A 26,850-nucleotide genomic window follows, 5' to 3' on the forward strand; every position below is an offset into this window, starting at 1 on the left:
TTCGCAGCCATTCTCTTACGCTTGCTCGATTCGACTCGTGGGCTGGAGCGCTGTGCAACTTCACTATACGCACTCACTCTTTTATAGCTCTCAACACCGAGAGTGGCCCTCTTCCTTACCAGCGCGATATCAATTACCGGACCGGACGAGTACGCCAGGTTGACGCGTTTATACACCATCATGCAAATTGCACCAACAGGTAGTAATCGCTTAGAATTGAAATTAGAGTCTGTGTGAAGGGTTTGCTTGCAGAGAAGCATCGTTCTGAGAGCGAAGCTCAAATGTGACGCAACAGATACTAAAAGTGCCTCAAATAGCGTTTTCACGAACCGTTTGTTATTTCGAGTGAATTCACCTTCGCTGACACTTGATCGGGCGAATCCCCTAAAGGTGCCGATCTTAGGGGCCACGTCGGCAGTGTAGATTGGTCTTGGCGACTAGACTGAGCGTGTTGGTATCCCAGTTCCCCTCCGGGCATTGACCTCGCTCGTGAAATCCGGATGGAACTGTAGATTGACGTGGCACCGATCGGCTTCTTGCGCGCGGGCAAGTTCAGCGGCGGGCAACTTTGGGGAGGGAGTTCCCCGGGTTTTGATCAGGAACACCATTCCTGCGACTGAGGGTTTTCTCGGATGCCGCGTCAGCCGGCCGTGGGCTAATCTGCGCAGCACGCCAAACAGCGGCTTTCAGCCTTAGCCCCGGTGGGGATCGATCCAGCAGGAGCTGGCGAGGAGAACTTCATGTCTGATCTAGTCGCGATCGTGTATCCGTCCGAAGCGAAAGCCGAAGAAGTGCGTCAACGGTTACTCAAGCTGCAAAAAGAATATCTGATCGTAATCAGCGATGCAGTGATCGCCGTGAAGACGGATTCCGGCGGGATCAAGCTCAATCAACTTGTTAACACCACTGCGATAGGCGTGATGACAGGAAGTTTTTGGGGGCTTCTGATCGGCGTGCTTTTCCTCAATCCGATCCTCGGTGTCGCAGTAGGCGCGGCATCCGGCGCACTCAGCGGCGCACTCTCCGATTTCGGCATCGACGATTCTTTCATGAAAGAGCTCTCGGCAAGCCTCCAGACCGGTAATGCCGCCTTGTTTGTCTTGATCAGGAACATGACCGCGGACAAGGTGCTCAAGGAAATCAAGGACGCCGGAGGAACCGTGCTGAAGACGTCCCTGGATGAGACCAAGGAAAAAGCCCTGCGCGATGCACTCGCAAGCGTGGCGGAGCGACCGGCGACCTGAACGGCCGCCATTCGCCTCTCAGCGTCGACTGCCGGCGAGGCGCAGCATCATCATGAACAAGTTGATGAAGTTGAGGTAAAGCGAAAGTGCCGCAATCACGGACTTGCGGCCCGCTGAAGTCTCATCGTCCCTGCTGTCGTACATCGCCTTGATCCGCTGCGTGTCGTAGGCCGTGAGCCCGGCAAAGACGCCGACGCCCACGATCGAGATCAGCCAGTCAAGCCCGGTCGAGCGAAGGAACAGGTTGACCAGGCTTGCGATGATGATGCCGATCAGACCCATGAACAGGAAAGTGCCGAGTCCGGACAGATCGCGCCTGGTGGTATATCCGAAGATGCTGAGCGCGCCGAACGTCGCGGCTGCGATGAAGAAGACGCGAGTGATCGAGGCGCTGGTATAGATGTGAAACAGAACCGAGAGCGATACACCGACCAGCGCTGCATAAACGAAAAACAACAGTCGCGCCGTCGACACCGACAATGAATTTATCCGCGCTCCGATGAAGAACACGAGCGCAAGCGGTGCCAGGATGAAGACCCACATCAGCGGATTCTGCAGCAATTCAGGACCGGTAAGTTGATAGGTGAACCACGCGACGACAGCAGTCAAGCCGACGCCTGCAGCCATGTGGTTGTAGATGCGTACCATATAGGTGCGCAGGCCGGCATCCACCGCGATCGCGCCGCCGGACGTGTCAGGGGCTGTCAGGTCCTGATCATAGTTTGACATTGCTTGTGCCTCCGCTCGAGCCCACAGCATGATGCCGAACTATTCCTCTGCCTTCGCGTTGGATATCGGACAATCACCCGAGTTCCGGATGTAAAATCACCTATCCGCCGGAGAGCTCGCGTGCTCTAGGCCCCTGCGTGGCACCCGTCCTGGCGCCTTTCCAAGGTGTAACCTGGCAACAGCCGCCACTTCTCATCCTTTTGGAGAACGCCCCTTACACGTTTGTCACTGGAAGATGGCAGCGCTCCGACCTAATCCAGCCGAGATGCGCTACTTCTTTCATATCGTCGACAGATACGGTCTCTCTCCAGATGGGACCGGATGCGAGTTCGCCGATCAGAACGCGGCCATTTTGCACGCCAGGCGCATTGCGGACGAGCTGGCGAAGGCCGGCGAATTCTGTCGTTTCAGCGTCGTGTTTGTAGCCCCGACTGCTGTTCCCGCAGCATCATCCAGTCGCGATCAAAGCGCGGCGGCCCCGTCGCCATGACCTGAACGCGGCCCCGCGGGATGCAGGCCAGCCAATTTCCTGCCTTGCTCTCTACAGAGAATCCCTGATGTGCGGACCGGAAAGGTGTCTCTAGGATTGCCGCGCGTTAGCCGGCGACCAGGGCCCCTACCGTTTGTCGTGCTCCCTGGTCATGGAGGCGAATATGAACATCCGGACAACTTGCCGCGCTCTGATCCTAGGCGGATTGGTAGCTGGGGCGGCAACTTCTCTTGTGCGATCGAAGGACAAGGAAGTGTCCGCGTCAAAAAGCACAACGGAGAGCCAGAAGAGCGCCACGCCAAATACAAACACGAACCCGACAAAGCATCGTTACTGGCGTCATCACGGCGGCAGGCATCCGCATTTTGGCAGTCGTCGTGTTCGGACCCAGGTTCATACACCACATTGACACCTCGGCTCTTCGGTTGAGCGTTCGATGAGCGATACGAGTGCTGCCCGGAAGCGCAAGATCATGCTGCGCGATGGTCTTGCCGATCTGCCTCGCAGACGGCGCAGCATTCTCGCGACCGGACTCGCTCTGCTCGCCACATCGGTCGCTCTCTTCCTGCTGTGGCAAACGGTATCGAGTCTCCTCGTTATCTTTGCGGGTGTGTTGTTCGCGGCATTTCTGGACGCTTCCGCGCGGGCGTTGGCTCTGGTCATTCCTCTCCAATCGCGCTTGGCGGCTGACAATGGTGCTTCTGCTGCTCTCAGCACTATCGGGATTGGGGCTGGTCTGGGGCCTGCGCAAGCTGCCGGAACAGACGCGCCTCCTGCTGAAGGTGATGGACACCCAAATCGATGTCCTTCAGGAGCATCTCCTGTCGTACGGCGTCGACCTGCTCGGTCCGGAATGGGGCCGAGATTTTGCGCAGTGGCTGTTTTCCGACCAGGGCCGGTTTCTCAGCCACGCCCAAATCTTACTTGGCGGAGCATCGAGCCTTCTGACCGGCGCACTAGTAATCCTGTTCCTCGGGATCCTCTTTGCCTTCGATCCCATCAGCCACCGCGAGAGCCTGGTCATGCTGGTGAAGCAATCATACCGCGCCCGAACACGCGCGGTCATGGATGAAATGGGCAATGTGATGCGGCTGTGGTTAGTCGGACAGTGGATCCGGATCATCCTCATGACGCTATGCGTGTGGATCGCGCTCTACCTCCTCGGGCTACCCGGTCCTTTTGTACTCGGGTTACAGGCGGGTATCTCTAACTTGATCCCCTATCTCGGGCCAATCATTGCCGGAATTCCAATCGCGCTCGTGGCGATGCCTCTCGGCCCGTCTGCGCTGATTTGGGCTATCGTCGTCTACACGATCATTCAGTCGATCGAAGGCTATGTGGTCGGTCCGCTAATCCAGCGTCGAGCGGTCGAGACTCCGCCCGCCTGGACATTGGTCGCGATCGTCCTGCTAGGCGCGCTGTTCGGCATCATCGGCATCGCGTTGGCTATGCCATTCGTCGCGATCGGGCGCGTCGCAATCATCAGATTCTACGTCGAAGACTGCCTCGGCGACGACCTCAAGCCAACAACTGCCGAAAAATCGTGAGTGAGTGGGCCCATGAGCGAGATCGATGCGCAGCGCAAGGAAGGCACGGACCCTCCCCCTTCTCAATCCGGGATGGCTCACTTCCTGTGGCAGCAGCTTCCTTACGTCGTGGGGCTGGTGCTTGCCATCGCAGGCGTCGCCTATACCAACATCTCCCACCAGCCCCTCGTCGGCTACTGGGAATTCCTGGCGCTTGCCGTCGGGGTCGTCTGCGTCGTCACCAAATGGCCGGAGACCCAAGGCAGGGAGGCGCAACTCCGATTGATCTGGACGCAGGCGCTGCACTGGATTGCCATCCTGGTCACGATGAACATCATGCTGGTGTCGGGCGTCCAACAGTTGCTTCCGACACCGGCAACCGGCCTAGTCCTGTTGACATTGCTCGCGCTCGGCACGTTCCTCGCGGGCGTCAGCCTTCTGTCGCTGCAAATCTCTTTCCTCGGCCTTACGATGGGCGTGGCGGTGCCGGCGATATCCTGGCTGAAGCAGTCCGTCTTATTCTTCCTGTTGGGCGCTGTCCTGCTGATCGGCCTCGCAATAACGTTCTGGGTGCGCCTGGACCGCCGGCCGGCGGCAGCGTCCACCGCCGCGAACAACGAGATGGAGGCTTGAATGCAAAGGATACGGTTGCTTGGACCGATCGGCGCAATCGCCTTGCTTTGCGCCGCCGCCTCACCTGCCTCCGCCGATACGTTCAGGGTCGGCAGACTACTGTGCTTCAGCACGCCTCGCGTTGGACTGGTTCTTGGATCGGCGCAATCACTGCGCTGCGTCTTCTACGGCAGGAGACCACCTCGGCAATATATCTATGAGGGACGTATTAGACGCGTTGGCATTGATCTCGGCGTGACCTCCGCAGGCACCTTATCCTGGGCCGTCCTCTCCAAGAACTCGCGGATCGGCTCGGGCACCCTGCGGGGCAGGTATGTGGGCGCAAGCGGCAGCCTCGCCTTGGGCCCCGGCCTCGGTGCCAACGTCCTGATTGGTGGTTCTCGACGCAGCGTCGTCCTGCAACCGCTCTCGATCGAGCGATCGATCGGGATCAATCTCGCGGCGGGGGTGACCCAGCTGACGCTAGGTCCGCGAGGAAGGCGATAGGCCTGACCTCCGCTATCGGCCCAACCGGGGCGGCGCCGTCCTTCCAACACTGGGAACATTCCCGCCCGTTGCTCAGGGTTTCGTCGGATGTCGACGTTGCGGGTTCGAAGCTACCATCCCAAGCGTGCGATCATCGCATCAGGAGGATGGCATGACAGTCCATGACGACCGGGCCAGCATCGAAGCTCTGGGCCCTTCTCCGCTGTGGGTCTGCGCTCTTCTAGGCATCGTCATGATTGCCGCCGGCATGCTCGCTCTCGGTGACGTCGTGTTCGCGACCATCATCAGCGTCAAGCTGATCGGATTGACCGCGATCGCGACCGGCGGATTCGAGATCATGCATGCACTCTGGACCAAGGGATGGGGCGGGCTCCTCTGGCAAATCCTGCTCGGCGCGCTCTATCTCGCCGTCGGCCTATTGCTGCTCACGCAGCCAGCGTCCAGCGCCCTGGTCCTGACCTATTTCCTCGGCGTCGTGCTGCTCGCATCGGGTGCCATTCGATGCGTGCTGAGCTTCGCCCATTGGGAACAGAACGGCTGGATGATGCTGATGTCGGGCCTTTTCGCATTGATCGCGGGTGCACTCATCCTGTTCCGTTTCCCAACCATCAGTGTCTGGGCTCTCGGATTCCTGCTTGGCGTCGACCTGATCTCGCACGGCCTAGCGTGGCTGCTCTACGCGTTTGAGTCCGCGCGGAGAACTGCGTAACAAAAGAGGAGAATACGATGAACGACGCTCCCACCCGCCGCGCTTTCCTTGGCCTTGCGAAGAATGCCGTTGCCGCCGCAGCGATCGGTGCCATCGGAGTTCGTTTCATCGAGGGTGCCGAGGCGATGCCGGTCCCACCTGATCTGGGCCTAGCCGGCAAACCGTCTGACTTCGTGGCTCAAGCGCAGTGGTGGGGATCCCCGTCTCCCGGTTGGGGACCAGGATGGGGAGCGGCTCCCGGCTGGGGTCGCCCGCCAGTGCGCTCACGCCGCTGGGTTTGCTGGTGGGATCGCGGTCGTCGCCGATGCGGATGGCAATGGGGAGCGTCGCGCACGCCCGGTTGGGGGGCCGCTCCCGGTTGGGGACCAACTCCCGGCTTGGGGCCTGGACCTGGTTGGGGACCTGCCCCGGGCTGGGGTCGGCCGCCGGTGCGCAGGCGCCGCTGGGTTTGCTGGCGGGATCGTCGCGGTCGTCGCCAATGCGGATGGCGATGACACTAGTAACGCCTACGCAATCTTGCGATCGGGAGTGGCGAATCCTTTCACGAGCGCATGCAAGACCCTGCCGAATTTTAGGAGGGACCTGTGCGCCACACGAACCAATGGCTCCTTGCGGCCGTGCTGGCAGCCCTTCTCATCGGGGCAACCTGGTACTGCGTGTCGATGTGGCGAGCGGCTCCATCAATGCCGCCTTACGGCAACATCATCTTGGGAGCAGCAGCAACCCTGGTGCTCGTGTCCGGCTGCGGCCTGATCGCGCTGATATTCTACGCTCGTCGCAGAGGTTATGACGCCCCCGCGTGCAGCAATCGGACACGACAGCAGTAGCGAGGCTCCGATGAAGCACTGACCCGGCGCAGTTCTGAGTCTGGAGCAAGGAGCGGACAATGGACCTTGCTGGCATTGTGGTCAGACTGCTGGCGACGACTCTGCTGACGATAACCACCGGCGCGGCGGGCCGGACACAGCCTGACCCAAGCGGCCCCCCTGCCGTCGGAGTCGTCGAAGCGATCAGGCGACCAATCACCGAGACCAGCGAATTCCTCGGGCGAATCGAGGCAATCAACCGGGTCAACGTCGTCGCCCGCGTCAGCGCGTTTCTGGATCAGCGCCTGTTCAGCGAGGGCGCTGAGATTACGAAGGGGGATGAACTCTATCGGCTTGAGCACGGTCCCTTCGAGGCCGATCTCGCATCGAAACAGGCGCAGGTGGCGCAGCTCCAAGCGACGCTTGAACTTGCAAAGCTGACAACCGAGCGAGCGCGCACCCTGCTCGGCGGGCCGGCCGGGCAACAGTCGACCTTCGACGCTGCCCTTGCCAACGAGCGCAGCCTGGAGGCTCAGGTGCAGGCCGCACAGGCGCAAGTCCAGGCTTCAAAAATCAATCTCGGCTACACAGTGATCAGCGCGCCGATCGACGGCAAGATCGGACGCACGGCGGTGACTGAAGGCAACGTCGTCGGTCCAAGCTCAGGCGTGCTGACCATGATTGTCAGCCAGGACCCGATGTACGTCATCTTTCCGGTGCCGCTGCGCCAGGGGCTGGAGCTGCGGGAACGATACGCCCCTCAAGGCGGTCTGGAGGCCGTGGTGATCAAGCTGCGGCTGCCCGATGGCCGCATGTACGGCCAGTCCGGCAAGCTGAACTTTGTCGACAACACTATCGCTCAAAGCACCGACACGATCACCGTTCGGGGCGAGATCGCAAATCCAATTCTGCGTGCCCCTTCCGCGGCAGGCGTGACCGTTCACGAACTGACCGACGGCGAATTCGTCACAGTCGTGCTCGAAGGCGTCCAGCCGGTCGAAGTGCTGGCGATCCCGCGCGCGGCGGTGCTGTCCGATCAGCAGGGTGATTATGTTCTAGTGGTCGACCCCGACAACAAGGCCGAGCAGCGGCGCATTCTGCTTGGGCAATCGACCCCCACCATCGGCGCCGTCATCAGCGGTCTTGCGGCGGGCGACAAGGTAATCGCCGAGGGACTGCAGCGTGTTCGTCGCGGTCAGACCGTTTCGCCGGGACCGGCAAGCCCACTCATCCTGTCGAGCATGAAGGCCGGCGCCAACGATGCGTCTCCGCTGGCCGATCGTGGCACGCCCGCGCAGCGGCTGGACAACAAACAATGATATCCGCGGTCTTCATCGATCGCCCGCGGCTTTCGATGGTGATCTCGCTGATCATCACCATCGCCGGCGCGCTCGCAATCACGCAAATCCCGGTGGCACAATTTCCCGATATCGTGCCGCCGCAGGTGACCGTCGCCGGAACCTTCCCCGGCGCCTCGGCGGATGTCGTGGAGGCCAGTGTCGCCCAGCCATTGGAAGCGCAGGTGATCGGCGTCGACCGCATGCTCTACATGAAATCGGCCAGCGGCAACGACGGCAGCTACACGCTGACAGTTTCCTTCGCACTCGGTACCAATCCAGACATTAACACCGTCAACGTCAACAACCGCGTGCAAAGCGCGCTGTCGCAATTGCCCACGGAGGTGCAGCAACAGGGCTTGACGGTACAGAAGCGGTCCTCGTCGATCCTGCAGTTTCTGGTGCTCTACAGCGACGGTCAACAGGATCCGCTCTTCATCACCAACTACGCCATCATCAACGTGCTCGACGCGATCTCCAGCACGCCGGGAGTCGGCCAGGCGCATCTGTTCGCAAGGATGAACTACTCGATGCGGATCTGGTTCGATTCGCAGCGGCTCACCAGCCTCAATCTCACGCCGGCCGATGTCATCGTCGCAATCCGCACGCAAAACGTCCAGGCGCCGGTCGGCCGCATCGGGGCACGCCCAATCAGCGACCAGCAGCAATTCCAGTTCAACGTGCAGACCCTTGGCCGGCTGGCGAGCGTCGAACAATTTGCCAATATCGTCCTGCGCGCCAATCCGGATGGTTCGTCGCTGCTGGTGAAGGACGTCGCCCGTGTCGAGATGGGCGCGCAAAACCTCGACAGCGAAGCGCGGATTGACGGACGCGCCGCCGTTCCGATCGCGATCTACCTCGCGCCCGGCGCCAATGCCGTGACCACCGCGCGGGCGGTCGCGGTCACGATGCAGCGGCTGTCCCAAAGATTTCCAGTCGGGCTCAGCTACCTCGTGCAATACGATTCCACAAGCTTCGTACGGGATACGATTTCGGAGGTGCTGCGGACGCTTGGCGAGGCCTTCGTCCTCATCGTGCTCGTGGTCTACCTCTTCCTTGGCAATCTCCGCGCCACGGCGATTCCGGCCATTGCCGTTCCCGTGAGCCTGGTCGGCACCTTCGCCGTCCTGCTGGTGCTGGGCTATTCGGCTAATACGGTGTCGTTGCTGGCCATGGTGCTCGCCATCGGCATCGTGGTGGACGATGCCATTGTCGTGGTGGAGAACGTCGAGCGGGTGATGGCGGAAGAGCCGGATATTTCTCCGACCGAGGCCAGCAAGAAAGCCATGACGCAGATCACCGCGCCGATCATCGCGATCAACCTGGTGCTGCTTTCCGTCTTCGTGCCGATCGCATTCATTGCCGGCATTTCCGGCACGCTGTTTCGCCAGTTTGCGGTGACGATCAGCGCTGCCATGATCATTTCGGGGTTGAACGCACTGACCCTGTCGCCCGCCCTGTGCGCGCTGTTCCTGCGCCACACCGGGCCAAGGCGCGGCATCATGGGCCGCGTCCTCGGCTTCATCGATTGGCTGCGCGACGGCTACAGCGGCGGCGTCCGCCGGCTGGTGCGCGTGGCCAGCGTCTCCCTCCTGCTCGTCGCCGTCTTCGCCACCGGCATCTTTGGCATGTCACGGATCACGCCCACGGGCTTCCTGCCGGAGGAGGATCAGGGTGCCTTCTTCACCTCAGTGCAACTTCCAGACGGCGCGTCGGTGGCGCGGACCAGCGAAGTAACCCAACAGGTCGAAGATATCCTGAGGCAGATGCCGGCCGTCGATCACGTGCTTGCGGTGATCGGCTTTTCCCTGCTCGACGGCACCTCCCAGCCGAACAGTGCGCTTGTAGTGACGCGTCTGAAGCCGTTTGCCGACCGCAAGGAGGCGGGGGATTCGGCGCAGGCATTGATTGCACGCACCTATGCGGCCGGCGCACAGATCCGGCTGGCCAACGTGCTGCCGTTCAACCTGCCGCCGATCATCGGGCTCTCCACCGGCGGCGGATTCGAATACCAGCTCCAGGCGCTGGAAGGACAGAGCCCGGCCGATATCTCCAGCGTCACGGCGGCACTGATCGGCGCCGCCAACGCCGATCCTCGGCTTGCCCGCGTCTTTTCGACCTTCAGCGCCACCAATCCGTCCCTGTATCTCGACATCGACCGCCGCAAGGCACAGGCGCTGGGCGTCGCCATCAGCGACATCTTCACCGCCCTCCAGGCGACTCTGGGCGGTATCTACGTCAACAACTTCAACCTGTTCGGCCGCACCTGGCAGGTCAACATTCAGGGCGAAGCGTTCGATCGTGCCGACGTTTCGGACATTTGGCGAATCCACGTGCGCAACAATACCGGCGAGATGGTGCCTTTGAGATCGTTGGCCCGCATCAGGATGGTGACCGGGCCGCAAGTCATTACCCGCTACAACAATTATCGCTCGGTGACGGTGAACGGCAGCCCCGCGCCGGGTGTCTCGTCGGGCACCGCGATTGCGGCGATGACTGAGATCTCGAATGCGGTGCTGCCTGCGGGCTACGGTTTCGCGTGGACGGGCACCGCCTACCAGGAGCAACAGGCAGCCGGCCAGACCGGCATCGTGCTCATGCTTGCGGTGCTGTTCGCTTATCTGTTCCTGGTGGCGCTCTACGAGAGCACGCTCACCCCGATCCCGGTGCTGCTGTCGGTCGTCGTGGGCGTGCTTGGCTCCTATATCGGCGTCAAGCTGGCCGGCCTCAATCTCGACCTCTACGGCCAGATCGGCCTTGTGGTGCTGATTGCGCTCGCCGCCAAGAACGGCATCTTGATCGTCGAATTCGCAAAGGAGCGGCGCGAGGCGGGCGTGGCACTCAACGACGCCGCGATCCAGGGCGCGCATCTCCGCTTCCGCGCGGTGATGATGACCTCGATCTCCTTCATCCTCGGTCTCGTGCCGCTCGTGATCGCAACCGGCGCGGCCGAGCTTAGCCGCAGAGCTGTCGGCACCGCCGTATTCGCCGGCATGCTGGCGGCAAGCTCGATCGGGATCTTCATGGTGCCGATGCTCTATGTGGTGTTCCAGCGGCTGCGCGAGCGGGTGAAGGGGGCCTCGAAATCTACCGATCAGCTGACGCCGCCTGTCGATGAAACGGTTTAGATCATGAAAACCAAACGAAAACGTTGGTTGATCTCCTTGTCGTGATCCTCGGCGCGAGCGGCTACTTTGCCTGGCAAAAGCTCGGGGGCGACATCTTCCGCCCGGGTTCGCCAGCGCGCCCTCGGCCTTGATCGCTGGGCGTGGCCGGTCACTTCGCCATGTGCGAGGATTATGCGGTCTCCCTCTCGTTCGATCGGATCCAGCGTGCCCGGGACGGAGCCCACCGCCACAATAAGGACATCACCTTGTCGATACATCATTATCTCCTTCTGCCGGATCATGTGGCCATCAAAACCCTGCGCCCGAGCAACTTCAGGTCGGCGCGGCTTTAGGGTGGTCACCGCTCTCCTGAGCCCCCACTGCTCGGGTCGACCATCCGATGACATCGAGATCGCCAAAATATTATCGGCAAATGCGGAGACAAAATGTTGTGTCACGCTCTCCACGAGAGCGGCGAACCCTTATCTTCAAACTGCGAAGAAATAGTCGATTCTGCGGCCCCTGGGGCGTGATGCTCGGCAACCCATCAACGCGAAGGCGTACGGGCGAAGGCGGATCGGTGCCACGAACGCCGGCCCGATCGGTGACAGTGCCGGATTTCGCTGTCACCGTAATGCGTGCCGTGCACTGCCGCACTTGTGGGTCCGCGGATGCAAACGAGTGGACGCTATTCGATCCTCTCCCAGCCCGCGCCAGTCCATCGGAGCGCCATCGGCACACTTCCCTCCATGACGTGAACGATCGCCCCCTCCAGACGTCCCGCTTCCGCCAATGCACGTTCAATCGCCGGCAGGTCGCTCCGCGTCGGGAATCCCGTAGAGCCCGAGGTCTTCGTGACAAGCGCGCTCCCCGCGCCTCCCTCGATGCCAAAGCGCCGTTCGCCGATTTGCAGTCGTCCAAACTGGTTGTTCATCAGGTCCTGGTGAGACGGGCGGCCGCCCGGGCGCCTACCTGTGGTCACATGAACGTCTCCGCTCTGCTTGATGGTGATGCCCCCGTATGGGTGAGGACCGTCACCGCCGGCGTCCGTGTACGTTACCTTAGGCGCCGGGGGACCGTCGCTCGAAAGCGACTTCGACGGATTCAGTCCGGGCGCCTTCGGCACGCCGGCCGCATCATCGTTTGCGCTCATCCATGCTATCGGCGACTCCGCCAGCCGTTGTGCTGTTCTCTGCAGATCCTGAGGCATCATGCTGTTCAACTGTTCCAACGCATGATTGCGTGCCCCTTCCGGCAATCTTCCCAGAACAGGCATCAGCCGGATCAGCGCACTTCTGGCTTCCGACGTCGGATTAGCCCGATAAATATTGATCACGCTCTCGAGCCCATGCGCATCCACGTTCTGCAGCGCAGGAAAATTGCTGGTCAGGACGGATTTCATTCCATCCACACTCCCGCTGTGCAGCAGCATTTGCGCCTGAACGCTTCGGCTCTCCGGATCCGCCACCTTTTCGATCGCAACAAGCTCCGGCAACTTTTCCGGCTGATGTAATTCGATTTGGTTGCGCGCCAAAGCTTCCCTCTTATCCACGAGGGATGTTCTTCCCAGCGTCATGTCATCCGGCAGCTGTACGTATTTTAGTCTCCTTCGCTCTTTCCAACACCTGTCGTGTAGCGGGATTTCAGCTCGTCCCCTGATACGGTTCGTGTTCTGCCGGTCCAGGGCTCGAATACATCAAAGCTGTATTGGCCGCCGCCGAGATCGCGCGCGCCCTTGACGATCAGCTGATGTGTCACGGTATCGTTTTTCCACTGTACGACCGCACCTGCAATTCCGATGTCTTTCACGGAATCGTGGATGGCACGCAGAGCTGCGTCGCCATCCTGCACTGTATGACGACGGATTCCTTTCCCGGTTGCCGCGCGAACCGGGAACGGAGACGTACGACGTCGCGCGCGGAGTCGCCAACAGCGGCCGATCGATCTGGCGGCTACCCTCGGGCGTTCCGGCAATCTTCGATGGCGCCGTCGGCAAGCGGCGAGCCGTCGATCGCTTTGCTTGCTCTGCGCGAAGCGTCATTTCAGCCCGATCCAACGGGCGAACTTTCCGCCCGTGACCTTGTCGGCTGCGGCGATGGTGATCGATGACGGCGTGGAAGCAACCGTTGCAACGGCGCCCGCCACGAAGCTCGCGGTTTCCCCCCGCGCCGATGCGTTCTCCGAGCTCTTTGGTCTTGATGCCGATGGCGGAGCTGTAGTCACTGACATCGAGCGTTTGCTCAATGAGCAGGCCAACCGCAATGCCGCCTCCCGCAGCTTCCGCAATCGGATGAGGAGCCGCCATCAGACCTGCGCTGACGGTGCTCACGCCTTCGTCGACATAGTCCTTGGTCGTCTTCGCTGTCGCCCACTGCACACCGGCGCCGATGAAAGCGAGAGGTGTCGCGATCTTGCCGAGCAGCTGTCCGATCGGGGCGAGCACCTTGCCCGCTTTGCCGACCCATGGAGCCACCTTCGCTGCCACCGTCGCCACTGTGCCGCCAGCCTTGCCGACGCCAGCAACGATCTTCGCCACGGCCGATTCCGCCTCTGAGAGGCAGCACAAAGTGAGCGCCGAAAAATTCGATCGACGCCTCGCGTCGACGCGACTTTCCGCTCACGCAACCGCTGTCGACCGTGTCCTCTCCACGGAGGTGATTTTCATCACATCCTTTCGCTCGGCAATCGAACAGCAATGCAGGAGGGGACGACGAACGCAACAGTCACGGAAACAGGCTCTGAAAGGCGGCATGACATGAGCGTCCCCGGCGCGACCGATACGGTCAAGACCCCAAACCCTGCACCCAGGAATACTGGCGCGGATTCTTCCAAACAAGCAAAGGAATTCAAGGAGGCGGTCAACCGTTCGACCACCTCAAGCAACAGTTCACAGCATTCGCAGGGTACGTCGAATTCGAACCCGGTCATTCTTGCGGGCCGGCCGCCGATCAACCTCGCCCACCCGACGGGGAGGCAGGGCGTGCCGCTGTACCAGTCGCAGGGCGCAGGCAGCACCACGGCCCAGCAGGCGGCGGTGCCGGCCAAGCCAGGAAAGCCGATCGATGCGGCGCAGATGGAGGCGCTGAACCGCCGCGTGCAAAGCTTCAACGTCGCGCGCAGTCCGGTCGACCACCAGCAATTGAAGGACGCGCAGCAGCACTTCCAGAGCGCCACCGACGCGCTGAAGGCGGGCGACTACAAGAAAGCCGAGGCCGAACTGCGTACGCTGGGCTTTCCCTTGAGCGCACCGGGCGGACAACTCGGCAAGGCCGCCCAGACGAGCGCGATCCTGCTCGGCAGCACGCCGGTGCATGCCGAGCGAGGCGGCGGTTGGCATGCGGATCCGGTACGTTGGGGCGCGCGCGGCAACCAGGCCCTGAACGACATGAACGGCTTCGCCGCCAACGCAAAGATGATCAATCGCCTCGCATCAGCGCCGGGCGGCGTGTCGAACCCGCCGACCGAGGCGCAGGTGACGCAGTACATGCGCGATCTCACGAACCCAGCGAAGGGCAAGCCGCAGCCGACTTCGCAGCAGGTGATGCAGGCCGCCAGCGACATCACCGGCGGCATGATCATGCACTACAGTTCGGCCGGGCGGCAGGATCCGGTCTATAACGCCAACCCCAGCCCGCACGCTTTCTACAAGGACCGCGCGGGCAAAGTGCACGAGTTCGGGTCGGTGGCCGACGCGAAGAAGGCCGCAACAGCCGCGCGCGCCAGCAAATCGCCGGACGCGCCCGCCGGTCGCATCACGCAGCTGAACGCGCGCTCGCCCGACCAGTGGAGCGACGTGACGTCGCAAGGCGCGCCGCGCGCAGGCCGTTACATCGGCGACTGCGAGAGCAAGGTGTACATGCAAACGCGGCTGCTCACCGCGGCCGGTTTCAAGTCGCTCGGCAGTGTCGACGTGCAGCACGCGGGCGGCATCGGTCACATGTTCGGCGTGTTCAAGGCGCCCGACGGCACGACCTGGGTCACGTCGAACGAGGACTTCCGCCAGGTGACCCCAAGCAATGCGAAGGTGGGCGTAACCCAGGCCGACCTCGACGCGACGTTGAAGACGATGACCGGCGAGGTGTACCATACCCAGGATCTGCGCGGGTTCAGGTTCTCGTCCGCTGCTGCGGCGAACCTGCCGACCACGGGCGATCCGGCGGTCGAATCGATCCGCCACTCGACCGAGCTGGGCATGATGCGCCAGACCGAAGTGCTGATCCCACCGCCACCGCCCCCGCCCGCTCAGAGTCAGATCCGGTCGGCCAATGGCAGCGGCACACCGAAACACCCGTGACGATCGGGTGAGACGACGCGCGGCGTCCTGCCGCGCGTCACATCTTCGACGGCATCAGTGTGGGCGGCAACCGCCTAACGCTGCGCTTCAAGGCCCAGACCAGAGCGCCCTACCACATTGCGGAACGCGATCAGCGCGGCGCGATGGCCTCGAGTTGCGGCTTCGCGTCGAGGAAAACGACGAGACCGTTTTTCATGTAGCCGACCAGAAAGGCACCGTAGAGCACGAGCACAAGGGAGAACACGAGGTTCTTCACGGTCATTGAGAGGTAAAAGGGCTGCAGCGACGGCGCGGCCCGTGCGATGAGCGCGAATAGAAGGTCGACCAGCAGCAGGCAAACCACAACCGGGCCGACGAGCATGAGGCCGGTCTTAACAATGGTATCGAGCAGACCGAGAAGCAGCCCGCCGGCTTCGCGGCTGAGCAACGGCAGGATGCGGCGGACCGGCCAGATGCCGTAGCTGTCGTAGATCGCCCGCAACGTCAGGTCAAAGCAGCCCGAAGCGAAATAGAGCGCGATGACGATCAGCGCGAGCAGCGTGGCCGTGATGTTGGCTTGGCTCGTTCCGAGGGGGTCGCTGAGGCTGGCCGACGTGGACCCGCGTTGCAGGTCGAGGATGTCGCCGGCGGCCTCCGCGGCATACAGCGGCACGGCCAGTACGAGGCCCACGACGATGCCGACGATGACCTCCTTCAGTATCAGAATAGCGATCAGGCCGAGGCTGAATTGCTCGCCCTCGAGGTGAGCCGCAATCATCGGGATGAGGGGGATCGAGATCACGACGGCAATGGAGTTGCGTACAAAACCGGTTACGCCGAGGCGGTCGAACACCGGGAAGACAGCCATCATGGCGAGCATCCGGGCGAGCGCGAAGGCAGCCGCAAAAATATAGGGCTCCAACGGCTTGAACGGATCGCCAATCAACTCCATCCCGGCATTCCTGCATCGGCTCAGCGCGTCATGATGGGAAAGGCGTCGAAGAGGCCCGATGCCTGGTTCGCAATCTGCTGCGACAACACGGGGCCCAGGAAGATCACAAGGATCAGCACCACGACAAGCTTGACGGCCTGCGGCAAGGTCTGGTCCTGAATCTGGGTCAGCGCCTGGAGCAACCCTACCAGTAATCCGATCGCGACGGCGGCGATCAGCACGGGCGACGACACGATCAGGATGATCATGAGCGACTCGTTGACCTTGCTGAGGATGCTATCGTGAGACATGGGCTGTCCTCATTGGGGGTGTCCTCAAAGAACCGCGCGCCTCACCCATAGCTCAGGATGAGACCATGCATGAGGCGTGACCAGCCATCCACAGCGACGAACAGGAACAGCTTGAGCGGCAGGGATATCAATGTCGGGGAGACCATCATCATGCCCATGGCCATGAGAATGTTCGAGACGATGATGTCGATGACCAGGAATGGCAGAAAGAGCAGAAAGCCGATCTCAAACGCGCGCGTGAGTTCCGAGCTGACGAAAGACGGCAGCAGAATGATGAAGTCGTCGTCCTTGACATTGGCGCGGGTTGCCGGCGGCCAGATGCGGGTGGTGGCCGAAAGGAAGAACTCGCGCTCGCCGGGTTTCGCGTAGCGCATGAGGTGGGCTTTGACCGGGTCTTTCACCACATTGGCCGACGCCTGGAGCTTATCGAGCGAACTGAAATCGAGCGGCCGCGCGGAGACGCGATTGGAGATGTCTTCCATCAGCGGCAGGCTGACGAAAACGGTGAGAATGAGGGCGATCGAATACAGCACCAGGGTCGGCGGTGTCTGCTGCAGGCCGATGGCATTGCGGATGATGAACATCACCACCGAGATCTTGAGGAAGGCCGTCATTGTCACAATGATAAACGGCAACAGCCCGATCGCTGTCATGAAGATGATCAGGCCAACTGTGCTTGGAGCGTCATTCATTGCCGGCGATGCTCACAATTCGTACACTGAGACTGTCCCCGATTTGCACCAATGCGCCGCGACCCAGCCGCCGGCCGTTGGCCATGATGTCGAGCGGCTCCTCGAGCGGGCGGCCCAGCGGCACCAGCGCGCCCGGCGCCAGGCTTTGGAGCTCACCGAGCGAAAGCTCGACGCGGCCGAGCTCGAAGACGAGCCGCACCGGCAAGTCGTCCAAGTCCGGATCGGAGAACTCTGTCGGATTGCCCATGCTCCACTCCCAGGAAGAACCACGTCCGCGCAGAGGGCGCGCCGTGACCATGATGCCTGCCGGGCCCAATTCGACAGGGTTGACAAGATGCCCGACGAAGACGGCTGTCGCCGCATTGTCCGGCTGACATTGTAGATCGGCGAGCCTGACATCGTCGAGCGCCAGCCGAATGTCTACATCCGGGGCCACCGGCGAGGCGTGACGGGCATCACTGGACACCGGTATGGTCTGCTGCGCGAGCACCTTGCCTCAAGCCCAGCCTTGTTCTGATGTCGCGGCGGCCATGATGGCGCGCTCCTCGAGGTCGGCCTCGGCATAGGCTCCCTCGAGTCGCTGCGCTTTGCGCCGTTCCTGCTCGGCCAGGCCGTCGAGCTTGGTCACCGCCCGCTGGCAAAGACGATAGCGCTCACGGGCGGCGTCACGCGCCAGCCCGGCATTGTGCAATGCCGCTTGCGCTTCCTCCTCGACCCGGCGCAACCGCATGGTCTCCGCCGCCATGGCGTCGAGACCGGCCTGCAGCCGGGCAATCTCCGTCATGGAGACGGCCCGACCGACCAGCGCCTGGCGCTTGTCGCGCTCGTGCGTACGGGCCTGCTCCAGATGGTGGGCGACTGCATGTCGTGCCGCCTCGACCTGCTGTTCGGCACGGCGGCAGTCGCCCTCGCACTGGGTCAGTGCGTTGAGCGCCGACCGCTCCCGCAAGCGTCGCAGGCCGAGAAGACGAGCGATGGCGGCTGCGTGCGTCATAGAGCTTGGGGCTGGCTACCGGCCTGGGCGACAATCTCGTGCATGCGCCGCCGCGTTTCGTCGATCGCCTCGTGCTCGTGCGCCGTCTGGCGAAGAAACCCGTTGATGGCGTCAATCTTGGCGATGGCCTCATCCGCCAGCGGATCGCTGCCTTTCTGGTACTCGCCGACACGCAGCAGAAGTTCGACGTCGGCGTAGCTGGACATGAGCTGGCGCATGCGGGCGGCATCGGCGCGGTGCTGCGGCGGCACTGTCGCGTCCATCAATCGGCTGCGGCTGCGCAAGACATCGATCGCGGGAAAATGATTGCGGCGCGCGAGGTCGGCCGAGAGGACCATGTGACCGTCAAGCAGAGAAACAACTTCCTCGGCGACGGGATCGAGAGCGATCTCGCCTTCGACCAGCACCGTGTAAATGCCGGTGATCGACCCGCCGCCACCGTCCAGGCCGGCGCGCTCGACGAGACGCGGGAGCGCGGCGAACAGGGACGGCGGGAAGCCGCGCCGCGTCGGCGGTTCGCCTGCCGCCAGCCCGATCTCTCGCTGGGCGCGCGCAAAGCGGGTGAGGCTGTCCATGAGCAGCAACACCTGCTTGCCTTCATCGCGGAACGACTCGGCGATCGCCGTCGCCGCATAGGCAGCCTTGACGCGCTCCATCGCCGGGCTGTCTGACGTCGCGACCACGATCACGGCGCGTTTGCGGCCCTCAGGTCCAAGCTGATGTTCGAGGAACTCGCGCACTTCACGTCCGCGCTCGCCGATGAGGCCGACCACGACCACGTCTGCGTCAGTGCCGCGGACAATGTCGGCAAGCAGGGTGGACTTGCCGCCGCCGGCTTCACCGAAAATTCCGACGCGCTGTCCGCGTGCACAGGTGATAAGCCCATCGATGGCACGGATACCAAGCTGAATTGGATCGCGGATGATGCCGCGAGCGAGCGGCGCCGGTGGTGCTCCGGTGACCGGACGGGTCGCAATGTCGGTCGGAAGAGGTTCGCCGTCGACCGGGTCGCCCAGGGCATTGATAACGCGGCCGAGCAGCCGGTCTCCCACCGGGGCCAACAACTCGGTGCCGGTGGGGATCACCTCGGTCACGCTGGAAAGCCCGAACAGGTCGCCGATCGGGGTCAGCACGGCGACGTCGTCAAGGATCCCGATTACCTCGGCCATGACGCGCCGGCCGGTTTCCGGATCGACCAGATGGCACAGTTCGCCGATGCGCGCCCCGCTCGCGGTGGCATGGATGATGACGCCGAGCAGGCGGCGGACACGCCCTTTGCGCGACCGCGGCGCGCTGTCGCGCACCTTCTCGTACAGGCGAGGCAGGACGGAGGTAAGACGGTCGTCGATACTGAAGCGCTCGGCGGTCATCGCGTCCCGCCTCGTCAAACCGCGCCGATCGCGGAGGCGATGGCGGCAAGTTGCGTCTGGACACTGGCGTCGATGACGGCAAGATCGCTGGCAATGATGCATGCGGTCCGGTCGAGCGACGGGTTGCCCTCGATGGTCACTTCGATGCGCCCGCTGAGGCCGAGGCGGGCGAACTCCTTGGAAACGCTATCGACGACGTCAGGGTGAACCGAGACCGTCAGCCCCTTCTCGCGCCGCAAATCGGCGATGGCGTGCGCGGCAGCGGCGGCGACAAGGTCGCGCGTGTCAAAATTGCCGAGAACACGCTGAACGACACTCATGGCAAGCTGGGCAACCTGCGGCTCGATCGACTGGAGAAAGCGGTCCACCTTTAGGGTCGTCTCGGTAACAAGCTTGGTTGCCTCCGCCTTGCCGTCCTCATAGCCCCTGGCACGCTCGGCCTCATAGAGACGAGAGGCGGCTTCCTCCGCCTGCGTTCTTTCTTCGGCGATCTGCTTCTCGGCCTGATTCAGAAATTCAAAGGCGTCCTGCCAGGCTTTCACATCCCTGGCATTGAGAACCGAGCCCGTCGTGGCACCACCCGCCGACGGCTGTCGATTCAAGGATACCGGATCAACTCTGTCTACCATTGCGTTCAACCTCAGCCGGCCGTTCGGCGCATGATCGCCGGGCCGAGCTCATCGAAGGGGGAATTCACTGCATCGTCGAGCGCAGGATTGGGCGCAAGCTTGAGGCTGACGCGCAGGCCAACACCAGGGCTCTGCGCCCTGCACCATGCGCCAAGGCAGCGCAAGCCATCCTCTATTACACGCCGACCGAGCTGCTCGTATGGTGCGAGCGGCTGCATCGGGCCGGAAAGATCGCGATTGGCAAGCGCGACGACGCACAGCGTCTCACCCAGCGCGGCATCGAACGCCGCTGCATCTGCGGCCCGAACGGTATTGGCGATACTGTTCGCCCAATAGATCGCTCCGGCGCGGCGCACCAGCTCCGCCAGCTGTTCGGACGAGGCAAGCGCGATCAAACGGTCAATGTCGCTGACGTCCTCGGCCGCAATGGTGCGCGCCAGTCCGTAGCGTGAATGGATGAGGTCCGATAGCCGCTCCTCGAGGCGGCGTGAGGTCTGGAGCCGCGCGCACAATTCGGGATCCACCATTCCATCGAAGCACGCTGCAAGCCGCGACGGCTCGACATAGAGGGCCGGCTGCGCTACGAACGCATCCCAACCTGCATCGGCTCCGGTGCTTTGGCTTGCAGTGCTCATGACGCTTTCACCACACTCGACGAGCCCGCTTTCACCACGTTAGTCGGACCCGCGTTCACGACGCTCGGCGTAACCGCGTTCGGCGTAACCGCGCGCGGCGAACCCAATGCATAAACGCGTCCGCGCTGGCGCAGGACGACGACGCCGAGCGCACCAGCGAGCAGGACGATCACCGCGACCAAGCCGAAGAACATCCACATCGCCTGCGCCAGGTTTTCGCGCTGCATCCACAGACCGAAAAATGAGACCATCTCGAGATCCTGGCCCTGACTTGCCTTCTGCAGGTCGACCGGGACGAGGACAACCGATACCTTGTCGTAGGACAGACCAGCGACGCCGTTAGCCACCAGCATCTTCACCTGGGGCACCAGATTGCTGACGGGGGTGTTGCTGCGATGGCGGATGAAGACCGACGCCGACGAAGGCACGAGTTGCTGGCGCAGCGGGTCGTTTTCCGGCAGCACGAGGTGAACCCGGGCGGACAGAACGCCGTCAATTTCCGAAACCGTACGCGAGAGCTCCTGGCTCAGCGCGAAAATCATCTGCGCGCGTTCCTGCAGGGGCGAGGAGACGAGACCATCTTTCTTGAAGACCTGCCCCATGTTCTGGAACTCCTGCTTGGGGAGTCCAGCTTCCTTGAGAATGGCGATGGATTCGGCAAAGCGCCCCTTGTCGACCACCACCATGTACTGACCGCCCTTGACCGCCACGCGTTGCGCGGGAATCCCGCGCTGCTGCAGGGTCGCGACCATCTCGTTGGCCTGGCGCTGATCGAGATTGTTATAGAGCTCCGCTTCGCAAGCCGTGAGCAGCAAGGCGACAAGCAATACCAGCGCCCGCTGTACCCAGCGTGGCAATGAAGAACGGAGCAAGGCGGCGCTCACGGAATTTCCCCCTCGTCACTGCCCCTTGAGCAGGGCCATCACGTTCTTGGTTACCGAATTGGTCCCATGCATCACCACCCGCGTCCACATTTGATGGATCGCGGAATCCGTCATGTCGTTGGTCAGCTTGTCGATCATGGCCATCCCGCGGCCTTTCATTTCCAGGCCGGGGCCGCGACCAAGCGATCCTGACGCCGGTCCTGGAGGCAGGCCGACGGAGGTAAACTGATTGAGGGAGGCAAGCTGACCGAATGAGCCGGACTGACCGATTGGGTTGAACTGGGAGAGAGAGGCAAGATTGCCAAGGGAACCAAGCGTGTCGAGGCTGGCAAGCTCAATGTTCGCCTCGGCGGCGGCAGCCCTCTGCTTGGCTTTCGTGGCCTTATTCGCCGCATCGCTTTTGTGCGCCTTTTCGACGAACTCGCGCAACTTGCCGAGCATCTCCCCACTCGAAGCCACGGAATTGGTGGCCTCTTGCAGGTTTCCATTGGCGACGTCCGCGCGGGTCTTGGCGAAAAAGTCGACGAGTCCCTGCTCGCTGGTCGCGCCAGTGCCCGAGCCGGAGCTTTGGGCTGCTTGCGGTGAATCGGTTGGCGGCGAAGCGGCGGCGACCGGGGCTTGGGCGGTAATGGCCACGCTCATGATATAAATCCCTTCAGCTGACTATATCGTCCTGACAGCCCAATATGACATGACCAAATCCGTCCTTCTGTGATGCGCCGCACATTTATGTCCGTTGCTGCAACGGGCGAGCGGCCCTCTCCCACGCTGGAAGATCACGGCGGAAGACGGACGAACCTCAGCCTACCATTGGCTCATCTGTCCGTCCATGAGGGCTGAAAAGGTAGGACACCTGAAGCCTTTAAGCTCATCCGTTAAAGTGGCGAATGCCTCGGCTGGCGGATCATTGACGCCTTGTATTCGTCTCTGAGTACGCCGATGGCGGCCGCATGCCGAACCATCGGCATGCGACCGCCATGTCGGATCAGGTGGATAACGCGGATCAGCCCTGCTGCATGAGCTGCTGCTTGATCTGCTGGAAGATCTGGGCGGGATCGGTCTGACCGCAGCCCTGGGAGCATTGGTCGGCCTCGCCGCTCTGCTGCGGCTGCATCTGCTGAACCGTCTGCATGAGCTGTTGGATCATGCCCATCGGGCCGCCGCCGCCCATTATACCCATTATGCCGCCTAACATCGTTCATCTCCTGGTTTAAGAGTTGCAAGATTTGAGGAAAATGTCCTTCGCACTGAGGCTTAGGGACCGTGTTGCTGTGCTTCCAGCGAAAGATCCTGCCTTGATCGGGCGCTGCGATCGGCGGCTGATTGCCCCGCTCTCAGGCCCGATCAAAGATCAGGATCTCCGCGTCGTGGCACCGCGCTTCGGCTATCAGATGTAGCCGCGGTTGAGGTGGCTGTAGCCATCAGCCATGTGCTGATTAGCCTCGGAAAGTTCTTCCATGCCGCCGAAGAAGTCTCCGCGCGCGAAATCCTGCTGGGCGTCACGGAAATCTTCCCGAGCCATGCGGAAGTCCTGGGCGGCTTCACGGAGGTTGTTGTGGCAGCCATGGTCATGATGACCATGATGGCCGTGGTGATGGTGGTGATGGTGATTGAACAAATTATTCAGGAGGCCTCCGACAAGAGGTCCCGCAAAAGCTGGCAACAAACCGAACATCGCTATTCTCCATTGTCGCTAGGGATGCCCGCGCCTGCCTCATGCCGACGCTCAGGTGCCTGCAGACGGCTTCATTGAGACAGAAGCAAATCCATCCTTCTGTGATCTGCAGCACGTCCGCTCCGTCACCACGCCGCTGCGGCACGCACGCCGACGCCATAGAATGCTGTCCTTCTCGACAGAGCAGCATGCCATCGAAGGTGCGATTGCGTTTGACGATGTAGATTGAATATGGGCTTCGCCTGGCGCTGCACATGACCGCGCTGCGGGCGGACTGGCCGATTGCGATCACGCCTGGCGTCGACAACGCCTGCCTACGCAGAAGACTTCGTCAACGAACTGCGCCGTAGCTTCTGCGATTGACGGACGAACGCCTGCGGCACGGCAGCTAAGCCGTCAACCCGCGCATTCACAAGCGGATCAGGTAGGCATTCGGCTGGACTCAGCCTGCGCCGAACTCTCATCCTGCCGAGAGCCCGCTCAGCGGCAAGCTTTTCATCGGATCCGGCGCGGCCGGTGCAGCGAAGCAGCGAAATGCGGCGTTGTCACGAGCTCGAGCCGCGAAATACCCGCACCCTGGTATCCTCTCCCTGAGGTATGTTCCGAGCCATTGCGATGAGCGTCTGGCGCACGAGCACGATATAGGGCGGCGGGCCCGAGACCGAAATGACGCCCGATCCCGGCGTGGTTCGAATCGGGTAGCGCGGGTCGGCGATGCCGAGCTTGGAGAGCTTGGACACCACATCCGTCGGCAGGATACGGCCGAGATCGATCACTTCCGTTCGCAGTTCGCTCGCGGAATTGACGTGCAGCACAGAGCCGTCGAAATACCAGACAAGGCCGTGGCTTGACGTGAGCCGCTTGAAGAAATCCTCGGCCGATCCGGCCCCCAGATCGCCGCGCAGCTTGCCCTTGACCTCGTCACTGACCTTGACCGGAACGTTGATGTTGCGGCCGAACTCGATCAGGGCGTCCTTGAGCTCTTGCTCGATCACGACGTATTTGTAGGGGCCCGGTGGCCATTTCGGGTCCAGTGCTGCGGCGACCTGCGGCATTCCGATAAGAATTACCGCCGCCGTGAGAGCGGCAGAGACGATCTTCAGAGGCATGGTTCGTCTCCTGAATGCACCCCTGGCCAGCTGCGTCACAAGCAGCGGAATAGTGCAAATCCTGAAATGCCGGAAATTCTACCACGGCGAAATTGGCTTGATCAATCGCACATTTGGAGCCGCACGCGGGACCCGCGTCACAGATCGTCAAGTTGCCCGGCTCCATTTTCAACCGGCGGCCAACGACGTCCGACGCATCGATCGAGCTGACCGGAGAGAGGCCGACCAGACATCGGCGAAGCGACGAGAGCTCGTAGACTGTCGTGTACCGGTTGCGCATTTGCTGGTTGCCTTGCGCGCATCCACCGACTGACCCGACCCGATCGACGTCGCCGCCACCAAAATCCCCTTTTTCCGGTGGCGACGGGCCTACGTGACGTAGCTCACTTTTTTCCCGTGGCAACGAGGCTACCTTGTGGACGTCTGGTCAGCGATGGTGAGGCCCGACGCATCGGCAAACTCGAACCCATAGGAGAATGATCATGAGTGGTGTTGATGGTGCAAGCGCTGTGTTATCGCAGCAACAGAAGGATAATTCCGTGGAGAACCTGCAAAAGCAGGTAGAGAACAAGAAATTTTCCGACGCTATTCAGACGGCCAAACAGCTCGTGCAGTCGAGCTGAGGCGCCGGTCGAGCTGGCCGGAGAAAGACCGGCCGCAAATCGGCAGAGCCAATCGGCGCGAACACCGGCTTGTGACCGTCTTGTTGGACGGGCAGCGAGTTGGGGTTCGCGCCGGTTGCGTTTTGCGGGTCCGGCGATCACGCAAGCATTGCCATTAACAAGCAGCACACCCATTGCCGGCGGAGGGCAGCATCACGGGAGCATGAAGGTAACGCCAGCTTTGATCGCACCGTGACGTCAATCACAAGTGAGCCGGAGCGGCGCTATCGCTTTCCAACTCCGGAAGACGAGACCAGGCGCCCATGAACAGGTCTTGACCGCGAGTGCCGCGATGTCAGTATCGGGTTCGCTCGGGCCAGATCGACGGCAGACACCATCATGGCTAACGAAGAATCAGAAGAGAAAAACCTTCCGGCATCGCAAAAGAAGCTCTCCGACGCGCGCCGCAAGGGACAGACCTCCAACAGCAAGGACCTCGTGTCGGGCTTCACGATGCTCGCCGCCACGCTCTATTTGCTGTACCAGTGGCCCATGATGCGCGATCGCCTGGTGGAGCTCGTCGACATCGTTGCCAACTCCACCGATCGGCCGTTTGCCGAAACCTGGCAACGCGCGGTTTATGGCACCATCGATGTGCTGATAATGACGACCGTGCCGCTGCTTGTCCTGGTTTTCGCCATCGCCGTGGTGATGGGAATGGCGGCGACCGGCGGCCCCCTGTTCTCGTTCGAGACCATAAAACTGCAGTTCGACCACATCAGCCCGATGAAGGGCGCGAAACGCATTTTCTCGTCGCGCAATGTGATCGAGTTCGTCAAGAGTCTTGTCAAAGTCGTCGTCGTTACCATTGCCTTCTGGACCGTCCTGCGTGGCTACATCCCGTCGCTGTTCCAGACACCTTCCTGCGGCGAAGGCTGTCTCGGGCAGATGGTGATTTCCACCTTGCAGCCGCTCGCGGTCACAGCGGTGATCGCCTTTGTCGTCATCGGCATACTCGACATGCCGTTGCAGCGTCATCTCTTTCTAAAAGAAATGCGCATGAGCCTGACCGAGAAAAAGAAAGAGATGAAGGAACTCGAAGGCAATCCGCAGATCAAGGCCGAGCGTCGCCGCCTCCAGTTCATGTTCGCGGCAAAGAAGGTGCGCAAAGGCGTACGCCATGCCGCCTTTGTCGTCGCCCAAGAAGATCGTGTCGTCGGGATCCTGTACCACCGCGAAGAAGAGCCGGTGCCGCTGATCTGCAGCAAGGCTCGCGGCCGGGCCGGCGATGAGATGGTCGCCGAAGCGCGACGCCTTGGAATCCCGGTTGCCGAGGATCCATCGTTGGTCGATGTGCTCATCTCCCATGGGATCGGCGACAGGATTCCGCCAGAGGCCTACACGGATGTCGCCCGCCTCATGGTCCGGTTCGGGATCTGACACTGTTCAACGCCTGACAGACGTGCCGCAGGCGCTTCGCCAAAGCGCGATGAGATTTGGATGAATCGTCATCGCGCTTCGGTTTTTTGTTTGAGCATGAACTCTTCGGAAAACCGCTTCACACGTTTCCGGATCATGCTCTAAAGCGTGATGGGATTAGGTTAAATCGATTGGGCCACGGAGTTACTCAACCTCTCCCGCTTGCGGGGAAGGTCGGCGCGAAGCGCCGGGTGCGGGC

30 protein-coding genes are annotated in these 26,850 nt (G+C 61.9%); 13 read left to right on the plus strand and 17 right to left on the minus strand.

Translation table 11 applies throughout. The annotated features are described in order from the left end of the window. Positions 1–740: 740 nt before the first annotated feature. Positions 741–1,244 carry a DUF1269 domain-containing protein gene (locus tag RX331_RS32170; protein ID WP_317253603.1) on the plus strand — a complete coding sequence of 168 codons (504 nt, stop codon included), beginning with the start codon at positions 741–743 and terminating at the stop codon, positions 1,242–1,244. Positions 1,245–1,262: 18 nt separating this feature from the next. On the opposite strand, the gene RX331_RS32175 is transcribed toward RX331_RS32170, so the two are convergent. After that, on the minus strand, positions 1,263–1,973 hold the full coding sequence (locus tag RX331_RS32175; protein ID WP_317253604.1) for a Bax inhibitor-1/YccA family protein: 711 nt from the start codon (positions 1,971–1,973) through the stop codon (positions 1,263–1,265). A 265-nt stretch (positions 1,974–2,238) separates the two neighbouring features. Between RX331_RS32175 and RX331_RS39115 the strand changes: the two genes are divergently transcribed. The 8 genes from RX331_RS39115 (at position 2,239) to RX331_RS32205 (ending at position 11,088) form a co-directional block, all read left to right on the plus strand. After that, positions 2,239–2,463, plus strand: a complete 225-nt coding sequence (locus tag RX331_RS39115) for a DUF6894 family protein (RefSeq protein WP_410708031.1) — start codon at positions 2,239–2,241, stop codon at positions 2,461–2,463. Between the two features lie 692 nt (positions 2,464–3,155). Next, positions 3,156–4,010: an AI-2E family transporter gene (locus RX331_RS32180; RefSeq protein ID WP_317253605.1), complete on the plus strand. Its 855-nt coding sequence runs from the start codon at positions 3,156–3,158 to the stop codon at positions 4,008–4,010. Between the two features lie 12 nt (positions 4,011–4,022). Then, complete coding sequence (locus RX331_RS32185) at positions 4,023–4,622, plus strand: hypothetical protein (RefSeq protein ID WP_317253606.1); 600 nt, start codon at positions 4,023–4,025, stop codon at positions 4,620–4,622. Then, entirely contained in the window at positions 4,623–5,108 is a 486-nt protein-coding gene (locus RX331_RS32190) for a DUF992 domain-containing protein (RefSeq protein WP_317253607.1), read from the plus strand. Between the two features lie 151 nt (positions 5,109–5,259). Beyond that, on the plus strand, positions 5,260–5,817 hold the full coding sequence (locus tag RX331_RS32195) for an HdeD family acid-resistance protein (protein WP_317253608.1): 558 nt from the start codon (positions 5,260–5,262) through the stop codon (positions 5,815–5,817). A 17-nt stretch (positions 5,818–5,834) separates the two neighbouring features. Next, entirely contained in the window at positions 5,835–6,311 is a 477-nt protein-coding gene (locus tag RX331_RS39120) for a twin-arginine translocation signal domain-containing protein (RefSeq protein WP_410708032.1), read from the plus strand. Positions 6,312–6,703: 392 nt separating this feature from the next. Continuing rightward, positions 6,704–7,942: an efflux RND transporter periplasmic adaptor subunit gene (locus RX331_RS32200; RefSeq protein WP_317253609.1), complete on the plus strand. Its 1,239-nt coding sequence runs from the start codon at positions 6,704–6,706 to the stop codon at positions 7,940–7,942. Continuing rightward, complete coding sequence (locus RX331_RS32205) at positions 7,939–11,088, plus strand: multidrug efflux RND transporter permease subunit (protein ID WP_317253610.1); 3,150 nt, start codon at positions 7,939–7,941, stop codon at positions 11,086–11,088. The genes RX331_RS32200 and RX331_RS32205 overlap by 4 nt, the downstream gene beginning before the upstream one ends. Here RX331_RS32205 and RX331_RS32210 read toward each other — a convergent pair. The 3 genes from RX331_RS32210 to RX331_RS32220 all read right to left on the minus strand — a co-directional run bounded on the left by RX331_RS32210 (position 11,085) and on the right by RX331_RS32220 (position 12,918). After that, positions 11,085–11,525: a hypothetical protein gene (locus tag RX331_RS32210; protein ID WP_317253611.1), complete on the minus strand. Its 441-nt coding sequence runs from the start codon at positions 11,523–11,525 to the stop codon at positions 11,085–11,087. The two genes, RX331_RS32205 and RX331_RS32210, sit on opposite strands and share 4 nt — an antisense overlap. A gap of 230 nt (positions 11,526–11,755) precedes the next feature. Further along, positions 11,756–12,619 (minus strand): hypothetical protein, encoded by an 864-nt coding sequence (locus tag RX331_RS32215; RefSeq protein ID WP_317253612.1) that lies wholly within the window; start codon positions 12,617–12,619, stop codon positions 11,756–11,758. A gap of 47 nt (positions 12,620–12,666) precedes the next feature. Beyond that, a complete protein-coding gene (locus tag RX331_RS32220; protein ID WP_317253613.1) occupies positions 12,667–12,918 on the minus strand; it encodes a hypothetical protein in 252 nt (83 codons plus the stop codon). Positions 12,919–13,162: 244 nt separating this feature from the next. On the opposite strand from RX331_RS32220, the gene RX331_RS32225 reads away from it, so the two are divergent. Both RX331_RS32225 and RX331_RS32230 read left to right on the plus strand, forming a co-directional pair. Then, a complete protein-coding gene (locus tag RX331_RS32225) occupies positions 13,163–13,621 on the plus strand; it encodes a hypothetical protein (protein ID WP_317253614.1) in 459 nt (152 codons plus the stop codon). A gap of 201 nt (positions 13,622–13,822) precedes the next feature. Then, the gene (locus RX331_RS32230; protein WP_317253615.1) at positions 13,823–15,361 is read left to right on the plus strand and encodes a hypothetical protein; all 1,539 of its coding nucleotides are present in this window, start codon (positions 13,823–13,825) and stop codon (positions 15,359–15,361) included. 130 nt (positions 15,362–15,491) lie between these two features. Here RX331_RS32230 and sctT read toward each other — a convergent pair whose 3' ends face one another. The 13 genes from sctT to RX331_RS32295 all read right to left on the minus strand — a co-directional run bounded on the left by sctT (position 15,492) and on the right by RX331_RS32295 (position 24,570). Then, positions 15,492–16,292, minus strand: a complete 801-nt coding sequence (sctT, locus tag RX331_RS32235; protein ID WP_317253616.1) for a type III secretion system export apparatus subunit SctT — start codon at positions 16,290–16,292, stop codon at positions 15,492–15,494. Between the two features lie 20 nt (positions 16,293–16,312). After that, complete coding sequence (locus RX331_RS32240; protein WP_317253617.1) at positions 16,313–16,540, minus strand: EscS/YscS/HrcS family type III secretion system export apparatus protein; 228 nt, start codon at positions 16,538–16,540, stop codon at positions 16,313–16,315. 83 nt (positions 16,541–16,623) lie between these two features. Then, positions 16,624–17,235: a type III secretion system export apparatus subunit SctR gene (gene sctR / locus RX331_RS32245; protein WP_317253618.1), complete on the minus strand. Its 612-nt coding sequence runs from the start codon at positions 17,233–17,235 to the stop codon at positions 16,624–16,626. 31 nt (positions 17,236–17,266) lie between these two features. After that, positions 17,267–17,764, minus strand: a complete 498-nt coding sequence (locus tag RX331_RS32250; protein ID WP_317253619.1) for a FliM/FliN family flagellar motor switch protein — start codon at positions 17,762–17,764, stop codon at positions 17,267–17,269. A 6-nt stretch (positions 17,765–17,770) separates the two neighbouring features. Next, positions 17,771–18,268, minus strand: a complete 498-nt coding sequence (locus RX331_RS32255; RefSeq protein ID WP_317253620.1) for a hypothetical protein — start codon at positions 18,266–18,268, stop codon at positions 17,771–17,773. After that, complete coding sequence (locus tag RX331_RS32260) at positions 18,265–19,638, minus strand: FliI/YscN family ATPase (protein WP_317253621.1); 1,374 nt, start codon at positions 19,636–19,638, stop codon at positions 18,265–18,267. Before RX331_RS32260 ends, RX331_RS32255 begins: the two co-directional genes overlap by 4 nt. Positions 19,639–19,652: 14 nt before the next feature. Beyond that, positions 19,653–20,240, minus strand: coding sequence for a type III secretion system stator protein SctL (gene sctL / locus RX331_RS32265; protein ID WP_317253622.1), 588 nt, complete (start codon positions 20,238–20,240; stop codon positions 19,653–19,655). 38 nt (positions 20,241–20,278) lie between these two features. Then, entirely contained in the window at positions 20,279–20,902 is a 624-nt protein-coding gene (locus tag RX331_RS32270) for a hypothetical protein (RefSeq protein ID WP_317253623.1), read from the minus strand. Further along, on the minus strand, positions 20,899–21,786 hold the full coding sequence (gene sctJ, locus RX331_RS32275; protein WP_317253624.1) for a type III secretion system inner membrane ring lipoprotein SctJ: 888 nt from the start codon (positions 21,784–21,786) through the stop codon (positions 20,899–20,901). The genes RX331_RS32270 and sctJ overlap by 4 nt, the downstream gene beginning before the upstream one ends. Before the next feature lie 15 nt (positions 21,787–21,801). Next, the gene (locus RX331_RS32280) at positions 21,802–22,428 is read right to left on the minus strand and encodes a hypothetical protein (protein ID WP_317253625.1); all 627 of its coding nucleotides are present in this window, start codon (positions 22,426–22,428) and stop codon (positions 21,802–21,804) included. 361 nt (positions 22,429–22,789) lie between these two features. Further along, entirely contained in the window at positions 22,790–22,981 is a 192-nt protein-coding gene (locus RX331_RS32285; protein ID WP_317253626.1) for a hypothetical protein, read from the minus strand. Between the two features lie 192 nt (positions 22,982–23,173). Beyond that, positions 23,174–23,461: a hypothetical protein gene (locus tag RX331_RS32290; protein WP_317253627.1), complete on the minus strand. Its 288-nt coding sequence runs from the start codon at positions 23,459–23,461 to the stop codon at positions 23,174–23,176. A 545-nt stretch (positions 23,462–24,006) separates the two neighbouring features. Continuing rightward, the gene (locus RX331_RS32295; RefSeq protein ID WP_317253628.1) at positions 24,007–24,570 is read right to left on the minus strand and encodes a type III secretion protein; all 564 of its coding nucleotides are present in this window, start codon (positions 24,568–24,570) and stop codon (positions 24,007–24,009) included. Positions 24,571–25,052: 482 nt separating this feature from the next. Here RX331_RS32295 and RX331_RS32300 point away from each other — a divergent pair, with 482 nt between their 5' ends. Both RX331_RS32300 and RX331_RS32305 read left to right on the plus strand, forming a co-directional pair. Beyond that, on the plus strand, positions 25,053–25,193 hold the full coding sequence (locus RX331_RS32300; protein ID WP_317253629.1) for a hypothetical protein: 141 nt from the start codon (positions 25,053–25,055) through the stop codon (positions 25,191–25,193). 378 nt (positions 25,194–25,571) lie between these two features. After that, complete coding sequence (locus RX331_RS32305; RefSeq protein ID WP_317253630.1) at positions 25,572–26,612, plus strand: EscU/YscU/HrcU family type III secretion system export apparatus switch protein; 1,041 nt, start codon at positions 25,572–25,574, stop codon at positions 26,610–26,612. Positions 26,613–26,850 lie beyond the last annotated feature (238 nt).

Source organism: Bradyrhizobium sp. BWA-3-5 (assembly GCF_032917985.1).
Lineage (GTDB): Bacteria > Pseudomonadota > Alphaproteobacteria > Rhizobiales > Xanthobacteraceae > Bradyrhizobium.